Below are 18,429 nucleotides of genomic sequence, written 5' to 3'. Positions count from 1 at the left end.
AAAATAACGCAAGACAAGATGTCGCTCGACTACAATTGAACGATTGGCAAACATTACTTAACCACTTATACCGATTTAAATAATAAAAACGATTGAAACAACCATGATAAAGGGTGCGACGTGTCAGAATTAAAACGCATTTTACAACAGATTACCGCCTTGAGCGACGTGCCAGATCCTGCGGTACTCAAACGCTTGATTGATGAGCTACGAGTCAGTGATAAAGAACCTGCATTGGCCAACGAAAAAATTCAATCCCTTATTGATATCATACATCAGCATCCAGAATATGGAGATGGGCTGTCTAGTTTCGTGCTAAAACTGATTATTCAATATCGACAAATTGCGCTCTATACCGATACTGGTATCATGTCCGACCAAGGTTTCTTCAATAGTTTACGCCGGTTAATTGGCCATAGATTTTTACCATTATTACCACAAGATGACTCTGTCGTTGAGCTGGTTGGCTACTTATTTAATAAACGCTCTGATGAACGCTGGCTGGCCAATATCGAAAAGGAAAAATGGGACAAACTGGTTGAGCTGGTTCGCGTAGAAGAGAAACATTTAAACCTAGTCGCTACCGCAAAAAACAGTATTTTAAACGCCATTATCATCTTATCTTACCGCATCAGCGGTATCGGCTTGCATCCTGATTTGATGGAGTCCTATCCGCAGATACTGAATTATTCCGCGTCTTTTGTTGCACAAAATCAAGAAGCCGTACTCTTCGTCAATCAATATCGTCAAGCACATGAGCTTGATACCTTGACAGATATCACGCCCGAGCAAGCAGTCGATCCTGCACCCCTATTGGTTATGCTCGAACAGTGTGAAGATATCGTCGCTACCGTACGTAAGCGGATTTATAAGACAGGTATCTCTATCCGTTTGACCAATATGATGCTGCGTCTAGATCAAAGCTTGCAGCGTATGCGGATTTTAACTGAACTGGTCACAGACGATAATCAAAAGCGAGATCGTGCTGTTATCGAACTGATACAGGCACTCATCACTACGGCCAATCAGCGCTATAGTATTGGCTATTTGATTGATAACAATACCAAACTGCTCTCTCGCAAAGTCACAGAAAATGCCAGTCGCGTCGGTGAGCATTATATTAGTACCGATAAAGCTGGCTATCAAAAGATGCTCAAAAAAGCCTCTATCGGTGGCTTTATCATCGCATTTATGGCAACCATAAAAATACTGGCGTATCACTTAGCGCTCGCACCTATGGGTCGTGCGTTCATCAACAGTATGATCTATGGTTTGGGTTTCGTATTTATTCATGTTATTCGTGGCACAGTCGCTACCAAGCAGCCAGCCATGACCGCGGCGGCGATTGCCTCTACCATTTCTGAAGGCTCTGGTAAAAAATCACATCAATTGACCAAGCTATCAGAATTGGTCGTCGATATCTTGCGTACCCAGTTTGTCGCTATTATGGGTAACGTCATGCTAGCCGTACCCGTCGCTTTGATTATCTCTTTTGCTTGGTTGCAATATACTGGTGCGCCAATGATCGATACCGAAAAAGCAGGACACTTGCTACATGATCTCGACCCGTTCCACTCATTAGCACTTCCCCATGCTGCCATTGCTGGGGTTTACCTGTTCTTATCTGGTTTGATTGCCGGTTATTACGATAACTTGGCAGTCTATAACAACGTAGGCGCGCGTATACAACGTCACAGATTGTTGAAATACATATTGCCTAGCTCATGGCTTCAACGTTTAGGCGGCTTTATAGAAGCCAACTTGGGCGCTATCATGGGTAACTTCTTATTCGGGGTGTTCTTAGGTAGTACCGCGACTATCGGCTATATCTTCGGCTTACCAATTGATATTCGTCACATTGCCTTTGCTTCAGCAAACTTGGCACACGGGCTATTCAATATATCTGCTGATGACATCAGCTGGAGTCTCATCCTAATTTCTATACTTGGCGTGGCACTTATTGGTCTGGTCAACTTAATCGTTAGCTTTTCGTTGGCACTGTTTGTCGCCCTACGTTCTAAAGAAGTTCGCTTTTTTGAATGGAGTCGCCTCACAAAACTGGTGTTTGGCCATATTATTAGTCATCCGTCTGACTTTTTCTGGCCACGTGATAAGCCAATGAAATATGCGCGTATCGATAGTCAGGGCCATATGATATTTGATGATACCTCCGCACAAAAAAACGGCAAATCTATACCAAGTAATTATGTGGTAAGGCGTCTGTCTGATGTCAGGATACTACCTGAATCTAAACATGCTGATGCTCAACATTCCCAGACGAATACCGACATCAACTATGAAAAGCAGCCGACAGATGAGCATACGCAGCCGTACAACTCTCCTGAAAAGGTAATGGATTTGGACGATGGTTTAGTCGATGACGAACTAAACAGCGTTCCTTATACCGATGATATCCAATACGACAAGGCCACCAAAACGATAAGTACGATTGATAACGATGTTGTTAGTGATGAGCCACACCATACTGACTCTGATGACAAGCAGACTGGTGACGCAAAAACACCTCTACCAAAACCTAAAAAACCACCAAAGCTACCTAGTTAAATAGGTAGTTGCGGTGGCTTTATGCTCGATCGACTGTTGTTACTAAAATTATTTGTCATAACGTCTGTTATCAGAGTATGTTCGATGCGCTATAAAGGTAGCGAAGCATTGGCTATGTAATTAGCATTCTTTTGTCTATTATCCTAAATTGTACTAAGTTAATTGACCACAGACTTTGATCATAGGAAAGAAAATGTCGTTCTTTTATCCTAAAGATGTAGATTTTATGGAGATGTTTGGATGCGAGAGTCATATAGATAATGATGGTTTGCTAGAATCCACATTCATTGATACACAAAATAAAAAAATGGTTTTTTCTATCAGTGATATTCAGAACTCAATATCTGCTTATATATATCAAGATGAAGCATTAATATTTAAGATATATGAAGAAGGAGCGATGAGGGTCATGATATATGAAAATCAGATCATTATAGAATATCTGAATTATCAGGATTTATACGCTAAAAGACTTACTATTATTGATGTGTATCCAATATTTAAAATTGACCACTCTACTCTGATAGACAAGGATATGAACCAGCTAAACTAAATACTTTAAAGGTATTATCATATTAAGATGTATCTACAGCGAACCAATCAGATGCTTTCACTGGTTCGGTGCCCTAGTGAGGACTTGAACACTAGGCTGTAAGCTAATGGTATCAAGGTTTTAACTTGCTGAGACAACCACAGTGTACTTCATGGTGTACCTATCATACATGTTCTGTCTATGGTCAGTGCGCTACATAGTAGCCATACTCAATATTTACTTTATATTGCGGTTACTTTAAATTCGTCACTGTAGTTTCTTACTTTCTTGGTCATGATAAACTCCGATTAATACGCTTAGTTTACCAAGTTTACTTGTACGGTTCCTTCAGCATAGCTCATAAGGATGTAAATGATGAGGAAAATATTTAGGAATAAGCTCGTCGTTTATTGTTTGATTGCACCAAGTATAGGAGGCTTTATTTTTATATTGTATATATTGCTCACAACACAAATGAATAAAAATTTTTATACTCATAATGATTTATGGAGTGGTCTTTTATTTCCTTTACTTGGGTCACCTGTTTTAGGTTTAGTGTATTGTGTTCCAGCTTTTATAACTTATATTTTTTCAGAATTATTATTCTTTTTAAAATTTAATAATAAAGCAACAGAGGTAGGACTGATCTTAATTTTTGGAGGAATAGTATCTATGTTATTCACTTTGATAGTAATTCCTTACTCTAGTCCGAGCTTGAGGTTAATGACTTTTTTCATTGGTATTATTTGTTCTGGAGTGGCTGAATATATTTCATATTATAATAGATCTCTTGCGTAAGTTGGCTTTATCCATTAGAAGTCAATAAAATGGCACCTTTACAAGGAATCTTGTAAATCATCTAAAAATTATCAGTAAATATTTTTGTACTTATCGATTCAAAGTAAAGATTGTAAATTAGGGTATACCCCAACGAAACCAGTTATTTCACCCTTTAAGTCTATTAACAGACTACTTAAAACAGACTGGTATAATGGAACTACTTATAACAGACTGTTTATTTAGCCTTGTATATTAAGACGCTTATAACCCTCTTTATGGACTCGGGCACTGTGCGCTTGAAGTAAAAACCTTGCCGTCACCCAATCTATAAGCCAATAGATAATTACCCCACACGCAGCCACCGTCGAGTGCGTGCGCATGTGGCAAATCAATCTCGCCTTTTAGCGCAGCCCAATGACCAAATAGTATCTTACGAGTGCGCGGTACTTGCCACTCAAACCAAGGCAAAAAGTCCTTTGGCATAGCTTCATCTAAGCCTGCTGAAAAGCTAAACTCAAGCGATCCATCCTGCTTACACAAGCGCATACGCGTAAAGTAATTAGCAATCGCCCGCATCTTAGTAAATCCTTCGATACCTGCATGCCACTCATCCGCTTCTTTGCTATATAGATTCGGTAGCAATTGATCTAGCTGATTCAAATTACTTTGCAGCTGAGCTTCTAATTGCTGCGCGTATCCTGCGGCAGCTTCAATACTCCAATGCGGTGGAATACCCGCATGCACCAACACCGTGTACTCATCAGGATAGGCTAATATCGGCTGCCTGCGTAACCATTCGAGCAACTCATCACAATCATCCGCAGCAAAGATAGGTGCGGTTTTGTCTTTATTTTTAAGCTTGGCGGCCCCGCGCCAGACAGCTATCAAATTAAGATCATGATTGCCCAATACCGTTGCCGCAGCGCCTTGCTCACATAACGCTTTGACATGACGCAGCGTGTTCAATGAGTCCTCGCCGCGTGCTACCAAATCACCAGAAAACCATAACTTGTCTTGGGCAGGATCGAAATCCAGTGTCTTTAGCAATTGTAGATACGCAGCATAGCAACCCTGCAAGTCACCGATAACATACTGATGGCGAAAACTCATAACACCTCAACGATTTAAACACGATAGTTAAAGACAGCTCGATAAGAAATAAATACTTAAGTACTGGTCATAAAAATAAAGCATAAAAAACCGCCATTATAATTGACGGTTAGTAGCATGCTTTTATGTATCAAAAATACATTATACGTCTAGCTGTTGTGAATGATTGCTTAGGTTCACAAAGTCCGTGACGCTTAATGTCTCAGGTCGTGCCTGCGGATCGATACCACAAGCTGCAAAATCGTCTTCGCTCAATGTCGGCAGCAACGTTGATTTTTTGAAGATAGCACGTAGCGTCTTGCGGCGATGGTTAAAAGTCTCACGTACGACAATCGCAAAGTGCTCTTCATCATTTGCAACTATTGGTTTGTTGATATGCGGTGTCAGACGGAAGACGGCACTGGTCACCTTGGGTGGTGGATTAAACGCACCGCGAGGAACGGTCAGCAAGTAATCTGTATCACAGTGGTATTGCATGATGACCGATAAGCGGCCATAAGTCTTGCTACCCACGTCGGCTGTGATACGCTCGACCACTTCTTTTTGCAACATAAAATGCATGTCTTGAATCACATCGGCATAGCTAAGCAGATGAAATAAGATAGGCGTTGAGATGTTATACGGTAGGTTACCCACCACGCGCAGCTTACCGCGCTCTTCACTATATAGCTCACGGTAGTCCACATGCATCGCGTTGTCTTTGATAATCTCAAAGTTTGGGTGGCTATTGGCACCAATACGAATACGCAAGCTATCTGCTAAATCGCGATCTAGCTCCACCACTGTCATCGCATCCACTTCTGCCAATAACGGCTCGGTCAATGCGCCCATACCAGGCCCAATCTCGATCAAATTGTCATCGCGCTCTAGACGAATACTTTCGACGATTTCGCGAATGACGCTGGTATCATGCAAGAAGTTCTGGCCAAAGCGCTTACGCGGCTGATGTTTGGCAGTACGTAAGCTGTTAGAAATAGTTTGAGCATCAAATGAAGTTTTGGACATAAAAGAGTCTTAATGTATAAAGGAGAAATGGGCTATGATAATGTAATGGCAGCGATATACTGACTTTATAATAACAAATTATACCACAGCTCATAATTAGGCTGTGTTTTTGAATAATTATTATCGATAGACGAGCCATGCTTTCGAGTAACCAACCCGGTAACTTTTTACCTCTAAATCCATATAATATAAACTCTGATCATGCTAAATGGCAGCGTCAAATCAAGTGCTAGCAGACAGAAACAGGTCCAAAGATGGAGTCCTCATAACAATCGCGGCGTAAAACTAAATCGATAATTAATCGATTTTTAACACTTCTCAGGTTCATTAAAGCCCGACTGCATAACGCAATTGGTTATGTCTCACCTTTTGATTCTGAAAAGCGGTATTATGATAATTTAATCCTGTCAGGTATTGGTGTCTGACTCCAGTAAACCAGTCTCTGATATAGTCGGGAGCGGTTCAGCCCCACGCGATCGTCAGCCCGCCAGATAAATACCCTTAGGGAATTCACATATGATTCTGAAACTTAACGTCACCCTCCATTATCGACTCTCAGAGCCAATGGATCTTTTGCTTCAGATTGAAGCTGCCGATCTTGCGGATCAACGGGTACAGTCAGCCGAAATTTGGACATCAGACGTTGCGCATTTTTCACGGGTTACCGCCGATGATGGCATAGGAGAGCGGATTTGGATTCACGCTGAAGGGGATTTTAGCTGCACTTATCTCGCAGAAATCGCCGTTGACCGTCCTGCCTTAGACATATCGGCACTGTCCCAAACGCCCCTGCATCTTTTGCCCGGAGAGACGATCAGGCATTTAATGCCGTCTCACTATTGCCCGTCAGAACAATTCCATGCCTTCGTGGACACCGAGTTTGGCGATCTCACTGGCGGCGCACGGATTGCCGCGATGCGCGACTGGATCGAGTCGGCATTTAGCTATGTACCTGGATCGAGCCATGCACAGACCACCGCACTCGACAGCTTTGCTCAACGTCAGGGCGTATGCCGCGACTTTGCGCATGTTCTCGTAACACTAGCGCGCGCGTCGTCGATACCAGCTAGGTTTGTGAGTGTTTATGCGCCCGATGTGACACCGCAAGACTTTCATGCCGTGGCCGAGGTCTATCTTGAAGGGAGCTGGCACCTCATTGATCCGACTGGCATGGCAGATGCCGACACAATGGCCCGCATCGGTGTTGGGTCCGATGCGTCCAGTGTCGCGTTCTTAACCTCGTTCGGATCCATGGAGCTGATTAACCAATCGGTATCCGTAACCAGACAAGCTTAGGGTCCTGATCCTAGGCTTTCGAGCCTATGTTTAAAACAGATGCTGCCCGTCATGCACGATATAAACTTTACTAAATCGTCTTAAGTGGCTGCCTTTTTAGATAGGCATTACTGATAATAAAATTATTAAGTACTACGTGAAAAATATCTATAAGCACTATTTTATACAGCAGGTACATCGATAAGTGACTTATCAGCCATCTCATTAGCCATACTTAGTGCTTGATATAAGCTGGTCGCACTCGCACCGCCGTTTCCTGCCAAGTCTAGCGCCGTACCATGATCGACAGAAGTACGAATATAAGGCAAGCCTAAGGTTAGATTGACGGTATCACCAAAACCGTGCGATTTTAATACTGGTAAACCTTGGTCGTGATACATGGCAATGACCGCATCACAGTTTGCTAAATGTCTGGTGGTAAATAACGTATCGGCAGGCATCGCCTCTGATATATTGACACCTGCATCGATGAATTCTTGCAACACGGGATTGATAATCTCAATCTCCTCACTTCCCAAGTGACCACCCTCGCCTGCATGTGGATTGAGGCCGCAAACCAAGATACGAGGCTGCGCGAGACCAAACTTTTCTCTCATGTCATCGATGACAATTTGTACCGTTTGGCGCACGTTCTCCGCGGTGATGGCAGCAGGGATGTCCTTTAATGGTAAATGCGTAGTGACAAGCGCGACTTTCATCGCTTGATTGGCAAGCATCATGACGACCTTCTCACAACCACTTTGCTGCATAAAAAACTCAGTATGACCACTAAACATGGTGCCATCTAACAGCTTGATACCAGCATCTATCAACGCTGATTTTTGCAACGGCCCGGTGACGATGGCAGCGACTGTATTATTTATTGCCAGTTTATGAGCAATATCTAACTGCTGAGCCACCATCGCTGAGTTAGCAATATTGATTTGCCCGCAGACAACGGGTGCGGCACAAGGGATATTTAGTAGGATAAAAGCACTATCAGCGTCTATATCTTGCTGCGATATCTGCTCTACCAAGTTAACATCGAAACTATCGGCATTTATATCTGTATTGATAGTATGCCAACTAGGTGTACTTTTGAGCACACCAGATGCAATCAATTCCTCCACGCGAGTTTGCATCGCTTGAGCGTCAGCAGTCACCCAAATTGGCCGAGAAAAATCTTGCAACTTACCCTCTGCTGCTAGTCCTAGTACTACGTCCATGCCAATACCTGCAGGCTCACCTGTAGTGATTAATAGTGGGCGCTTTTCTTCTGTCATAACAATAGCCTTATTTTATTCAAATTATTGATTTTATTGTATTTATAATTATTATTCTAAGTTTTTTTACTTAGACATTGTATGGTATCTCTTACTTCATAAAAAACAATCACTTCAGATTTAGTGCTTTATCAAGTCTAAAAAACCACATTATGTGTTAAACTTTCGCATCTGATTGTAGCATTTACAGACAAACCTGAAACCGCGTTTTGGTACTTCTATCGTAGAGGCGCGCTACGTTTGTATTGCTTTATCATCGACATCCTTTTTCATACCCATTTTAACTCATTAGGCACTCATGGCAGAAAACGACAAAACCGACGACTTACTCAATCAGACACCGCCGCACAATATTGATATTGAAAAGGCATTGCTCGCGTCTTTGATGAGTATCGAAGAGGCGTACGACAAGATTGCCGATATTGTCACCAAAGATGACTTTTATGCTGGGCGACATCAATATATTTTTGATGCCATTGCCCATTTGGCGGCAGTGAATGAGCCTTATGATACGGTCATGGTACACGACTGGTTAGAAGCGCAGAAATTACTCAAAGGTGCAGGTGGGGACAGTTATTTGGCTGATATTTTGAGCCAAAGTCCTGCAACCTTGTTTAACCTGACTGCCTATGCCCAGCGTGTGCGTGAACTATCAACGCTGCGCCAGTTAATTACCACTGGTAACGACATGCTGACGCTTGCCTATAATCCAAAAGACCAAAGCGTTAGTGACATTCTAGACAATGTCGAGGGTAAGATATTTAGTATCAATGAGCAGCATAACAAGCGCGCGGAACAGCGCGGACCTGTTGGTATTACCTCTGTCTTGACCAATGTTATCGATAAGATTCAAGAACTCAAATCAAACCCCGATGGCATGATTGGTTTGCAGACACCATTTGCCGAGCTGAATAACAAAACCCAAGGCCTACAAGCGGGTGATTTAATTATCGTCGCTGCGCGTCCTTCGATGGGTAAAACCACTTTTGCGATGAACTTGGCAGAAGGGATCTTGTTTAATGAAGATTTGCCCGTCGTGGTGTTTTCGATGGAGATGCCCGCTGAATCAATCGTCATGCGTTTGCTGTCCTCATGGGGTGCGATTAATCAGACGCACCTGCGTTCTGGGCAAATGAATGAAGATGAATGGGCAAAGATGATGAACGCCATTCAACATTTGCAATCAAAGCATTTATATATTGATGATAGTACTGCCCTACCGCCGTCTGAGATGCGTTCTCGCTGCCGCCGTATCGCCAAAAACCATGACGGTCGCTTGGGTGCAATCGTAGTCGATTATCTGCAGCTGATGAAAGTACCCAGTCTAGATGGTAACCGTGTTGGTGAGATTTCTGAGATTTCTCGCAGTCTAAAGGCGCTCGCACGTGAGCTTGAATGTCCCGTGATTGCATTGTCACAGCTTAACCGTAGTCTAGAAAACCGTCCAAATAAACGCCCTATCATGTCGGATCTACGTGAATCTGGTGCGATTGAGCAGGATGCCGATTTGATTATGTTCATCTATCGTGATGAGGTTTATAATGAAAACTCGGACCACAAAGGCGTGGCGGAAATCATCATTGGTAAACAGCGTAACGGCCCTATCGGTACTATTCGTCTAGGCTTTGAAGGTCAATTTACCCGCTTTATCAATCTAACGCCAGAGTACTACCAAGGCGTGAGTTTTGAGAATGATGAGTAACTAACCATATAAATTATAAGCCTGATCAATACTAAGCATCAAAATTAGGTCTAATCATAGTTTAATAAATAATTTTATATAATCAGTTTTTAGCACAATAGCCAGTACCGCATCAATCCAATCGATGTAGTACTGGCTTTATAACTTCATAATTCTACTCATACAGAAGGCGATTATGCGCACAATCACTATAAAACCAAAAGCCCTTACCCATAACCTAAATCAAGTAAAAAAGCGTGCACCCCAGTCTAAAGTATTGGCTATGGTCAAATCCAATGCTTATGGACACGGCGTGGCGGCAGTCTTGCCAGCCCTGCAGCAAGCAGATGGTATCGGTGTCGCTACCTTAACTGAAGCGCTAGAAGCCAGGCAGCTAGGTTGGGAGAAAACGATCGGTCTAGTGGAGGGTGCGTTTACCGCTGATGAGTGGCAGCAAGCGATTGATCATGAGATTAGCTGCGTGATTCACCATGAACCACAGCTAGAGTGGGCATTACAAAACATCCCGCCAGCTGGCAGTGCAACTAGAGTAGCTTGGCTCAAATACAATACAGGTATGAACCGTTTGGGTTTCAATGCTGAGGGTGTGCTGTCAGCAGCAAAACGCCTACATGAAGCGGGTTATCAGCTAATTCTAGCCACGCATTTTGCCAATGCTGATGACCACGATCATCCATTAAATGCGATGCAGATTGAGCGCTTCTCAAGCGTACTAGCGACTTTGAAAGACACCATTAGCCCAGATATCCAAGGCTCATTATGCAACTCTGCTGGTATCGTCAACTTCCCAGAGTACCATTATGACTGGGTACGTCCAGGCATTATCTTATACGGTAGCTCACCTGTCGTCGATAAAAGTGCACAAGAACTAGACTTGCAGCCCGCGATGGAGTTTACTGCTCAAATCATTGCTCTACAAACCGTTAGCGCAAATGATGCGATCGGCTATGGTAGCCGCTGGCGTGCGCAGCAAGACACCAGAACCGCATTGGTCAGCGTTGGATATGGTGATGGCTACCCACGTGTGGTCACTGATGATGCGTATGTCACTGTCATGGATACTAACGACAGCCAAAGCTACCGTTGCCCAGTGATTGGGCGCGTAGCGATGGATATGATTGTCATTGATATCAGTAGCGCACCTGAGAGTCTTGCTATAGATAGCAAGGTCATGCTCTGGGGCGATGCGCCGCGTGTCGACGAAGTTGCAAGTCATGCTGGGACGATTAGCTATGAGCTGTTATGTCGCCTTAGCATACGTCCAAACCGTACACAGGCATAATCATTAGCGGTACAGTCATTAGCATACAAGGTATCGTGGCTTGCAAAGGTGATTTCGATCTATTTGGCAAGCCATTTGATCTTGATAAAAATGAACGTTTACATTGAAAGTAAATACGCTATACTAAAAGTTTGTTGTCAACCCAGTATACGCACTGACGCGATGCTATTGAAGACTGATGACGTTTCACTGACTGCGATCGACTGCTAGGATTACTATGAGTTTGCGCCATTTTTTAACCTTATCTGATTTAACCAAACAAGAACTAGAAAACTTAATCAAACGCGCAAGCGAATTGCGTAAGATGCAACATGCAGGCGAGATATATCAGCCTTTTGTTGGTCGTACGCTTGGCATGATATTTGAAAAATCTTCAACGCGTACCCGTATTTCATTTGAGACGGGCATGGGTCAATTTGGTGGTAACGCCATATTTTTATCACCAAACGATACACAGCTCGGTCGCGGTGAGCCATTAGAAGATTCAGCACGCGTGATTTCTAGCATGGTTGATATCATTATGATTCGTACCTTTGGGCACGAAAAAGTTGAAACCTTTGCTGAATACTCAAGCGTACCGATTATCAATGCGTTGACCGATGACTATCATCCATGTCAGTTGCTTGCTGATATGCAAACCTATTACGAGCATCGCGGTAGCATTGAAAATAAGATCGTCACGTGGGTCGGTGATGGCAACAATATGTGCTCGTCATTTATGCAAGCTGCTAATCAGTTTGGTTTTGAATTACGCGTGGCAGCACCTTATGGGTTTGAGCCTGATCCGAAACTTATGGAACGCTTCTCACACTGCGTGAGCTTGGTAGAAAACGTACAAGACGCGGCAAAAGATTCTAACTTAATTGTCACCGATGTGTGGGCAAGTATGGGGCAAGAATCAGAGCAAAACACGCGTGCACGTCGTTTTGCGCCTTATCAAGTGACGCCATCTCTACTAGACAAAGCTGACCCTGAAGTGGTGTTTATGCATTGCTTGCCAGCGCACCGCGGCGAGGAAATCTCTCATGATATGCTGAACGATCCACGCTCTGTGGTATGGGACGAAGCTGAAAACCGCTTACATGCCCAAAAAGCATTGATGGAGTTTTTACTCAAAGACAAAATCAAGTTACCTGCATAACTTAGACTATTCTATAAAAAGACCGTGAGATCAATAGTAAAATAACTTGCTAGTACACTTCTAAGTAAGTTCCCAAACAAAAAAGCCGTCCAGATCTGGACGGCTTTTTTGTTTATACAAATGATTTGATCATAGATTAACGCGTGAGCGTTGTCACGCCATTAGCACCTGCTTTTAGCAGAACGTCTGCTTGGTTTGCTGCAAAGATACCATTACAGACCACACCCACGATATTATTTAGCTCTTTTTCGAGCGCGATTGGATTACTCACATCCAAGTCATAGGTGTCTAAGATAACGTTACCATAATCAGTGACAAAGTCTTCACGATATACTGGCTCACCGCCCAATTTGGCCAATTGGCGAGCCACATACGAGCGTGCTTGTGGTAATACTTCAATTGGTACTGGAAACGCGCGACCTAATATATCAACGCTTTTGCTATCATCGACCATACAGACGAACTTGTTTGAAGCTGCAGCCACAATCTTTTCGCGAGTCAATGCACCGCCGCCGCCCTTGATAAGTTGCAAGTGCTCATTAACTTCATCCGCACCATCGATATAAACATCTAACGTGCCAGCAAAGTTCAAATCGACTATTTCGATACCAAGCGCACGAAGTTTGTCTTCTGTCACCTGTGAGCTAGCGACGGCGCCAGCAAGCTTCAATTGTGGCAACAACTCAATCAAACAGTTGACCGTACTACCTGTCCCTACCCCAAGTATCATATCGTCTTCGATATAGCTTAGAGCAGCTTTGGCCGCGGCTTGCTTTTGTGCTTGCTGATCACTCATCATAAATCCTTGGAAAATAAACGTATGGTCTTAAAAAAAGTAAAAGGCTAAAACAGATAAAATGCGCGGCTATTATAACCGATGATATTAACGGATGTTAGCGCATCATGACGCTAATTTGTGAGTCCTATCGTGCCTACCTAAGACTTAACGTATGCAAATACCTGCACTTCATGTAAATTCAAGCACGAAATCCCAAGAAAACTGCAATTGAGTCTTGCAAGATACTAAAAATCGGCATAGGCTAATCTATTTCGTTTTTATATTCATCTACACTTTTTATATTCACTCTGTTTAGGGATTACTATGCTGTCACACTGGGTACGAGCCATCTTACAAGCCACCGTCTATGACGTTGCTATTCAAACACCACTTGAAACGGCGCCCAAGCTGACCCAACGTTTTGCCAATGATATTCGATTTAAGCGTGAAGACTTACAACCAGTCAAATCATTTAAATTGCGCGGTGCCTATAACCGCATCAGTCAGTTGAGCGATGAGCAAAAAGCGCGTGGCGTCATTTGCGCTTCAGCAGGTAATCATGCACAAGGCGTGGCGTACTCTGCACGCAAATTATCATTAAACAACATCATCGTCATGCCAACCACGACTCCTGACATCAAAGTAGATGCGGTAAGAGCACTTGGTGGCAATGTAGATCTGCACGGTGATAGTTTTGATCAAGCAAACCGTTATGCGATTGACCGCGCTGAACGCGAAGGACTGACCTTTATTCCGCCTTATGACGATGAGCTGGTCATCGCAGGACAAGGCACCATTGGCCTTGAGCTGACCCAACAGTGGCGCAACATGGACTATGTATTTGTTGCCGTGGGTGGTGGTGGCCTAATCTCTGGTGTGGCCGCATTCTTAGGCGAAGTTGCACCACATGTCAAAGTGATTGCGGTAGAAGCCGAGCAGTCAGCTTGTCTAAAAGCAGCGCTTGAAACAGGTGAACGTGTCAAGCTCGAGCAAGTAGGATTGTTCGTTGATGGCGTAGCAGTGGCGCAGATTGGCGAATTACCTTTTAATGTCGTTCGTACACAAAAAAGCGATAACTCAGGCCCTATCGTTGAGCCTGAAGTGATCACTTGTACCAATGATGAAGTGTGTGCCGCTGTCAAAGATATCTTTGAAGAAAACCGCAGCATCGTTGAGCCTGCTGGCGCACTGTCAGTCGCTGGTATGAAAAAATATATCGAAGCCAATAATATTCAAGATAAAAACTGCGTCGGTATCATTTGCGGTGCCAATATGAATTTTGACCGCCTACGTTATATCGCTGAGCGTACCGAAATTGGTGAGAAAAAAGAAGCTATCTTTGGGGTCACTATCCCCGAGCAAACAGGCGCTTTCTTGAACTTCTGTCGCAGTCTACATGGCCGTAACATCACAGAGTTTAATTATCGTGCCGATAGCAAAAAATCACCAGACTCAATGGAACCTGCCTCAATCTTCGTTGGCATTGCTTTAAAAGAAGGCGAAAAAGAGCGTCAAACCATCAGTAACCAATTGTCAGACGATGGCTACACTGCTCATGACCTGACTGATGATGATATCGCCAAATCACATATCCGTCATTTAATTGGTGGTCATGCTCATGTCGAAAACGAGCAATTGCTACAAGTGGTATTCCCAGAACGTCCAGGCGCATTACTAACGTTCTTAGAAAAGTTGGGTGATGACTTCAATATTACCTTATTCCATTACCGCAACCATGGTGCTGCTGAAGGTCGTGTACTGGTTGGCCTACAAGCCTCTGAAGGCAATTCTCGTCAGCTACAAGACGCGCTTTTAGATATTGGTTATGACTGTGCTACAGTCAATGACAACATTGGCTATCAGTTGTTTTTGAGATAGTAAAAATAGACGTAATATTTCTTACCTAATGGCAGTTTTTAAGTCGATTAAAAACTGCCATTTTCATATTAATAATGATTATGAGCTGGCAGGTATGGCATAGTGATAAACAAAGTATTGGTGATATTGACCTGTCTGATTTTCGTGCTTATAGGTTATAGAGTCCTTCAACCTAAAAACACGGTACATCAACCTACAACCAATGCAGCGGCAGATATCGTAACGCAACCTACTCTTACCTCTACTGACGTCGATAACATTGATGACATACCGCCGACATACGTTGATTTGGGTACTACTTCAACATCAGCGCCAACTGCAACTCCAGTCTTATCAACACAACCGGCCTCAAACTTTTCATGTGATGGCAGAACACATTGCTCACAAATGACATCCTGTGCAGAAGCCACTTATTTTACAAACTACTGTCCTAATACCAAAATGGATGGTAACCACGATGGTGTACCTTGTGAACAACAATGGTGCAACTAACCCACAACCATAAAATCTATTTGCAAATATTAAAGTTGCCCTAATATTGTTTATATAAAACTATAATTTAATATAAAACGAATGCAGAGTGACTCTTATGAAGAAAAGTGCTGATAACAATAACTCAGGTTTGGTGAAAATCCGTCTCGATAAATGGCTTTGGGCAGCTAGATTTTATCGTACACGCACCCTTGCCAAGCAAGCGATTGAAAGTGGACGCGTGCACTATGCTGGTAGCCGAGTAAAAACCAGTAAAGAGATTTCAGTCGGAGATGAGCTAACCATTCGCCAAGGCTCAGCGACCGCGATGACCGAAAAGACGGTCGTTGTTGAGGCGCTATCTGCACAGCGTGGCAATGCGACCGCCGCTGAGGTACTATATTCAGAGACTAAAGAGAGCGAAAACCGGCGTGCGTACTATGCCGAACAGCGCAAACTGGCTAATCTTGCTCGTCCTGACAACAAGCCCAACAAAAAAGAGCGACGCGATCTACAGCGTTTTAAAAGTAATCAAGATTAAAACCGTTTCATTATCTCGCCTTTTGGCCATGCATCATATGGCCAAATTTCCATTGTTAAATGACGCTATTGTTTAGTCTCTATCCTTGCCATTCCAAGCATTAAGCGTTACGCTAGCAGCTGATTCAATCGATTGCATGCTAATAAAAGCCGCATTAACAATGCTGGTCTCTTATAGCATGTTTTTTTTGTTATAGAAGGTCATATTATGCTGATGAAAGCCTGTACTCCCTCGTCTGTATTATTGGTATGTTTGGGAAATATCTGCCGCTCCCCTACTGCTGAAGAAGTTTTTCGTCAGCAAGCAGCGATTGCTGGACTATCTATAAAAGTAGACTCAGCAGGCACCAGTGATTGGCACGTTGGCAGTGCGCCTGATGCTCGCTCACAACGTCATGCTAAGTCACACGGCTATAAAATTAATAAGCTGGTCGCTCGTCAAGTCAGTGCCAATGACTTTCGTGATTTTGATCTAATCTTAGCCATGGATTCACAGAATTTAGCTGATCTGCAAGCGATCAAAGACAGCATTGCAGAGTCAGAAGATAGTTTAGCAACACTAGCGCTGTTCAGTGAAGAAGACCCTACCTATTGCGGCAGTGATGTACCAGATCCATATAAAGGCGATAACGATGATTTCGAAGAAGTGATCGAGCGTATCGAATCAAGCGCGCAAGCTTGGATAGAAAGCTGGAAAGCCTGCTAGCCATACTGTCTATATTTCTGCTACTCTTGCATCCGGTATCCTCTATAATATGGTTAAGCTTCTACAAAAGAGCTACAGCGTTAACCTCGCTTGAAGTATCACAGTTACATCTGCACTCAGTTGCCTTGTATCTCTTTTAAATTGAAACAACTATAACTACCTTATTACTTATTATCCTTTTGCCACATAGGCTATGTTATGACCCAAGCTGCACGCCTTGACCACAGTACTCAGTCTACCATCAGCTCTGATGTTTCGAATGTTTCATCGACTGCCGTAGTCAATGATTCAATCGACTTGTCATATGACAATACTATGGCATTGGCCTGTGTTGCTGACTCTGTCGTGACGTTAGAAAATGAGGCGCAGCTTGATGACTTTATGGCAGCTTATATAGAGGATACAGCAGACAAGCTACCACTGTTTGTACTGTCTGGCGGTAGTAATGTCTTATTACCTGCCGCTTTGAAAGCCATAGTATTACAGCCAAAGATGCGTGGTATTAATCTGACCGAACAAACTGACGATTATGTTGATATCGAGGTAATGGCTGGCGAGAACTGGCATGATTTGGTCGTTCATACGGTCAATCAAGGTTGGTATGGGTTGGAAAACCTTGCCTTAATACCAGGTCTGACGGGCGCAGCACCCATACAAAATATCGGTGCATATGGCGTACAACTAGAAGACCGCTTACAGTATGTACGCGCCTATCATTTGCCGACACAAACTTGGCACTATTTGTCAGCTGCTGATTGCCAATTTGGCTATCGTGACAGTATCTTTAAACACACACCAAACACATGGCTTATTAGTCGTGTGGGTTTCAGATTACATACTGATTCTGCCAATATTTTAGCCAGTTATGGTGATGTACAGACTGTAGCGCAGCGCTATGCGGAGCAACAAGGACGTAAGCAAGCGACGCCTACTGACGTTATGCAAGCTATTATAGATATTAGACAACAAAAGCTGCCTGACCCTAAGCAGCTACCTAATTGTGGCAGTTTTTTTCAAAATCCTATTATCGCTCAGGAGCGGTTCACAGCGCTGCAAGCAACTTATCCAGCTATCGTTGGTTATGCGATGCCTAATGCAATGGTAAAGGTGGCTGCAGGGTGGCTCATTGAGCAAGCAGGATTAAAAGGCGGCGGCATTGCACCTATTTTTACGCATAAACAGCAAGCACTAGTACTAACCAACCATACGCCTCAGCAAGCCACGCAAGAGGATGTAGCCGTAGCACAGAAACATATCGCTGCTACTGTCTATGAAAAATTTGCCATTCAATTGTCACGTGAGCCAGTCTGGGTAAATGCTGATGGCTCAATTGGATATGCTGAGCATGTGGCCTAAAAAATCATGGTCTAAGCGGCTATTA

Annotated in this window: 15 protein-coding genes; 11 read left to right on the top strand and 4 right to left on the bottom strand. The window is 43.4% G+C overall.

Features of this window, described 5'->3' with window-relative positions:
- Positions 1 to 120: 120 nt before the first annotated feature.
- Both JMX96_RS05350 and JMX96_RS05345 read left to right on the top strand, forming a co-directional pair.
- Positions 121 to 2,565, top strand: coding sequence for a site-specific recombinase (locus JMX96_RS05350; protein WP_201567916.1), 2,445 nt, complete (start codon positions 121 to 123; stop codon positions 2,563 to 2,565).
- Between the two features lie 193 nt (positions 2,566 to 2,758).
- Positions 2,759 to 3,118, top strand: a complete 360-nt coding sequence (locus JMX96_RS05345) for a hypothetical protein (protein ID WP_102092992.1) — start codon at positions 2,759 to 2,761, stop codon at positions 3,116 to 3,118.
- A 1,032-nt stretch (positions 3,119 to 4,150) separates the two neighbouring features.
- Here JMX96_RS05345 and JMX96_RS05340 read toward each other — a convergent pair.
- Together JMX96_RS05340 and rsmA are read right to left on the bottom strand one after the other, a co-directional pair.
- On the bottom strand, positions 4,151 to 4,987 hold the full coding sequence (locus tag JMX96_RS05340; protein WP_201567914.1) for a symmetrical bis(5'-nucleosyl)-tetraphosphatase: 837 nt from the start codon (positions 4,985 to 4,987) through the stop codon (positions 4,151 to 4,153).
- 141 nt (positions 4,988 to 5,128) lie between these two features.
- The gene (gene rsmA / locus JMX96_RS05335; RefSeq protein WP_201567912.1) at positions 5,129 to 5,992 is read right to left on the bottom strand and encodes a 16S rRNA (adenine(1518)-N(6)/adenine(1519)-N(6))-dimethyltransferase RsmA; all 864 of its coding nucleotides are present in this window, start codon (positions 5,990 to 5,992) and stop codon (positions 5,129 to 5,131) included.
- Between the two features lie 516 nt (positions 5,993 to 6,508).
- Here rsmA and JMX96_RS05330 point away from each other — a divergent pair.
- Positions 6,509 to 7,288 (top strand): transglutaminase-like domain-containing protein, encoded by a 780-nt coding sequence (locus JMX96_RS05330; RefSeq protein WP_201567910.1) that lies wholly within the window; start codon positions 6,509 to 6,511, stop codon positions 7,286 to 7,288.
- A gap of 161 nt (positions 7,289 to 7,449) precedes the next feature.
- Here JMX96_RS05330 and pdxA read toward each other — a convergent pair whose 3' ends face one another.
- Positions 7,450 to 8,550, bottom strand: a complete 1,101-nt coding sequence (gene pdxA / locus JMX96_RS05325; protein ID WP_201567908.1) for a 4-hydroxythreonine-4-phosphate dehydrogenase PdxA — start codon at positions 8,548 to 8,550, stop codon at positions 7,450 to 7,452.
- A gap of 298 nt (positions 8,551 to 8,848) precedes the next feature.
- Here pdxA and dnaB point away from each other — a divergent pair, with 298 nt between their 5' ends.
- The 3 genes from dnaB to argF all read left to right on the top strand — a co-directional run bounded on the left by dnaB (position 8,849) and on the right by argF (position 12,675).
- Positions 8,849 to 10,252, top strand: coding sequence for a replicative DNA helicase (gene dnaB, locus JMX96_RS05320; protein WP_057760393.1), 1,404 nt, complete (start codon positions 8,849 to 8,851; stop codon positions 10,250 to 10,252).
- Between the two features lie 175 nt (positions 10,253 to 10,427).
- Positions 10,428 to 11,534 (top strand): alanine racemase, encoded by a 1,107-nt coding sequence (gene alr, locus JMX96_RS05315; protein ID WP_201567906.1) that lies wholly within the window; start codon positions 10,428 to 10,430, stop codon positions 11,532 to 11,534.
- Between the two features lie 217 nt (positions 11,535 to 11,751).
- Positions 11,752 to 12,675, top strand: coding sequence for an ornithine carbamoyltransferase (argF, locus tag JMX96_RS05310; protein WP_057760398.1), 924 nt, complete (start codon positions 11,752 to 11,754; stop codon positions 12,673 to 12,675).
- A 136-nt stretch (positions 12,676 to 12,811) separates the two neighbouring features.
- Here argF and rpiA read toward each other — a convergent pair whose 3' ends face one another.
- Positions 12,812 to 13,471, bottom strand: coding sequence for a ribose-5-phosphate isomerase RpiA (gene rpiA, locus JMX96_RS05305; RefSeq protein WP_057760400.1), 660 nt, complete (start codon positions 13,469 to 13,471; stop codon positions 12,812 to 12,814).
- 306 nt (positions 13,472 to 13,777) lie between these two features.
- On the opposite strand from rpiA, the gene ilvA reads away from it, so the two are divergent.
- From ilvA to murB, 5 genes are all read left to right on the top strand, one after another.
- Positions 13,778 to 15,331: a threonine ammonia-lyase, biosynthetic gene (ilvA, locus tag JMX96_RS05300; protein ID WP_201567903.1), complete on the top strand. Its 1,554-nt coding sequence runs from the start codon at positions 13,778 to 13,780 to the stop codon at positions 15,329 to 15,331.
- A gap of 102 nt (positions 15,332 to 15,433) precedes the next feature.
- Positions 15,434 to 15,823: an excalibur calcium-binding domain-containing protein gene (locus JMX96_RS05295; protein ID WP_261863483.1), complete on the top strand. Its 390-nt coding sequence runs from the start codon at positions 15,434 to 15,436 to the stop codon at positions 15,821 to 15,823.
- 97 nt (positions 15,824 to 15,920) lie between these two features.
- Positions 15,921 to 16,343 (top strand): RNA-binding S4 domain-containing protein, encoded by a 423-nt coding sequence (locus JMX96_RS05290; protein WP_201567895.1) that lies wholly within the window; start codon positions 15,921 to 15,923, stop codon positions 16,341 to 16,343.
- 207 nt (positions 16,344 to 16,550) lie between these two features.
- Positions 16,551 to 17,048, top strand: a complete 498-nt coding sequence (locus tag JMX96_RS05285; RefSeq protein ID WP_191113680.1) for a low molecular weight protein-tyrosine-phosphatase — start codon at positions 16,551 to 16,553, stop codon at positions 17,046 to 17,048.
- A gap of 315 nt (positions 17,049 to 17,363) precedes the next feature.
- The gene (murB, locus tag JMX96_RS05280; RefSeq protein WP_261863492.1) at positions 17,364 to 18,404 is read left to right on the top strand and encodes a UDP-N-acetylmuramate dehydrogenase; all 1,041 of its coding nucleotides are present in this window, start codon (positions 17,364 to 17,366) and stop codon (positions 18,402 to 18,404) included.
- The last annotated feature ends 25 nt before the right edge of the window (positions 18,405 to 18,429 follow it).

This window comes from Psychrobacter sp. JCM 18900 (genome assembly GCF_904846625.1).
Taxonomy (GTDB): Bacteria; Pseudomonadota; Gammaproteobacteria; order Pseudomonadales; family Moraxellaceae; genus Psychrobacter.
The sequence above is the reverse complement of the archived record's forward strand: the minus strand, read 5'-3'. Positions and strand labels throughout refer to the sequence as shown.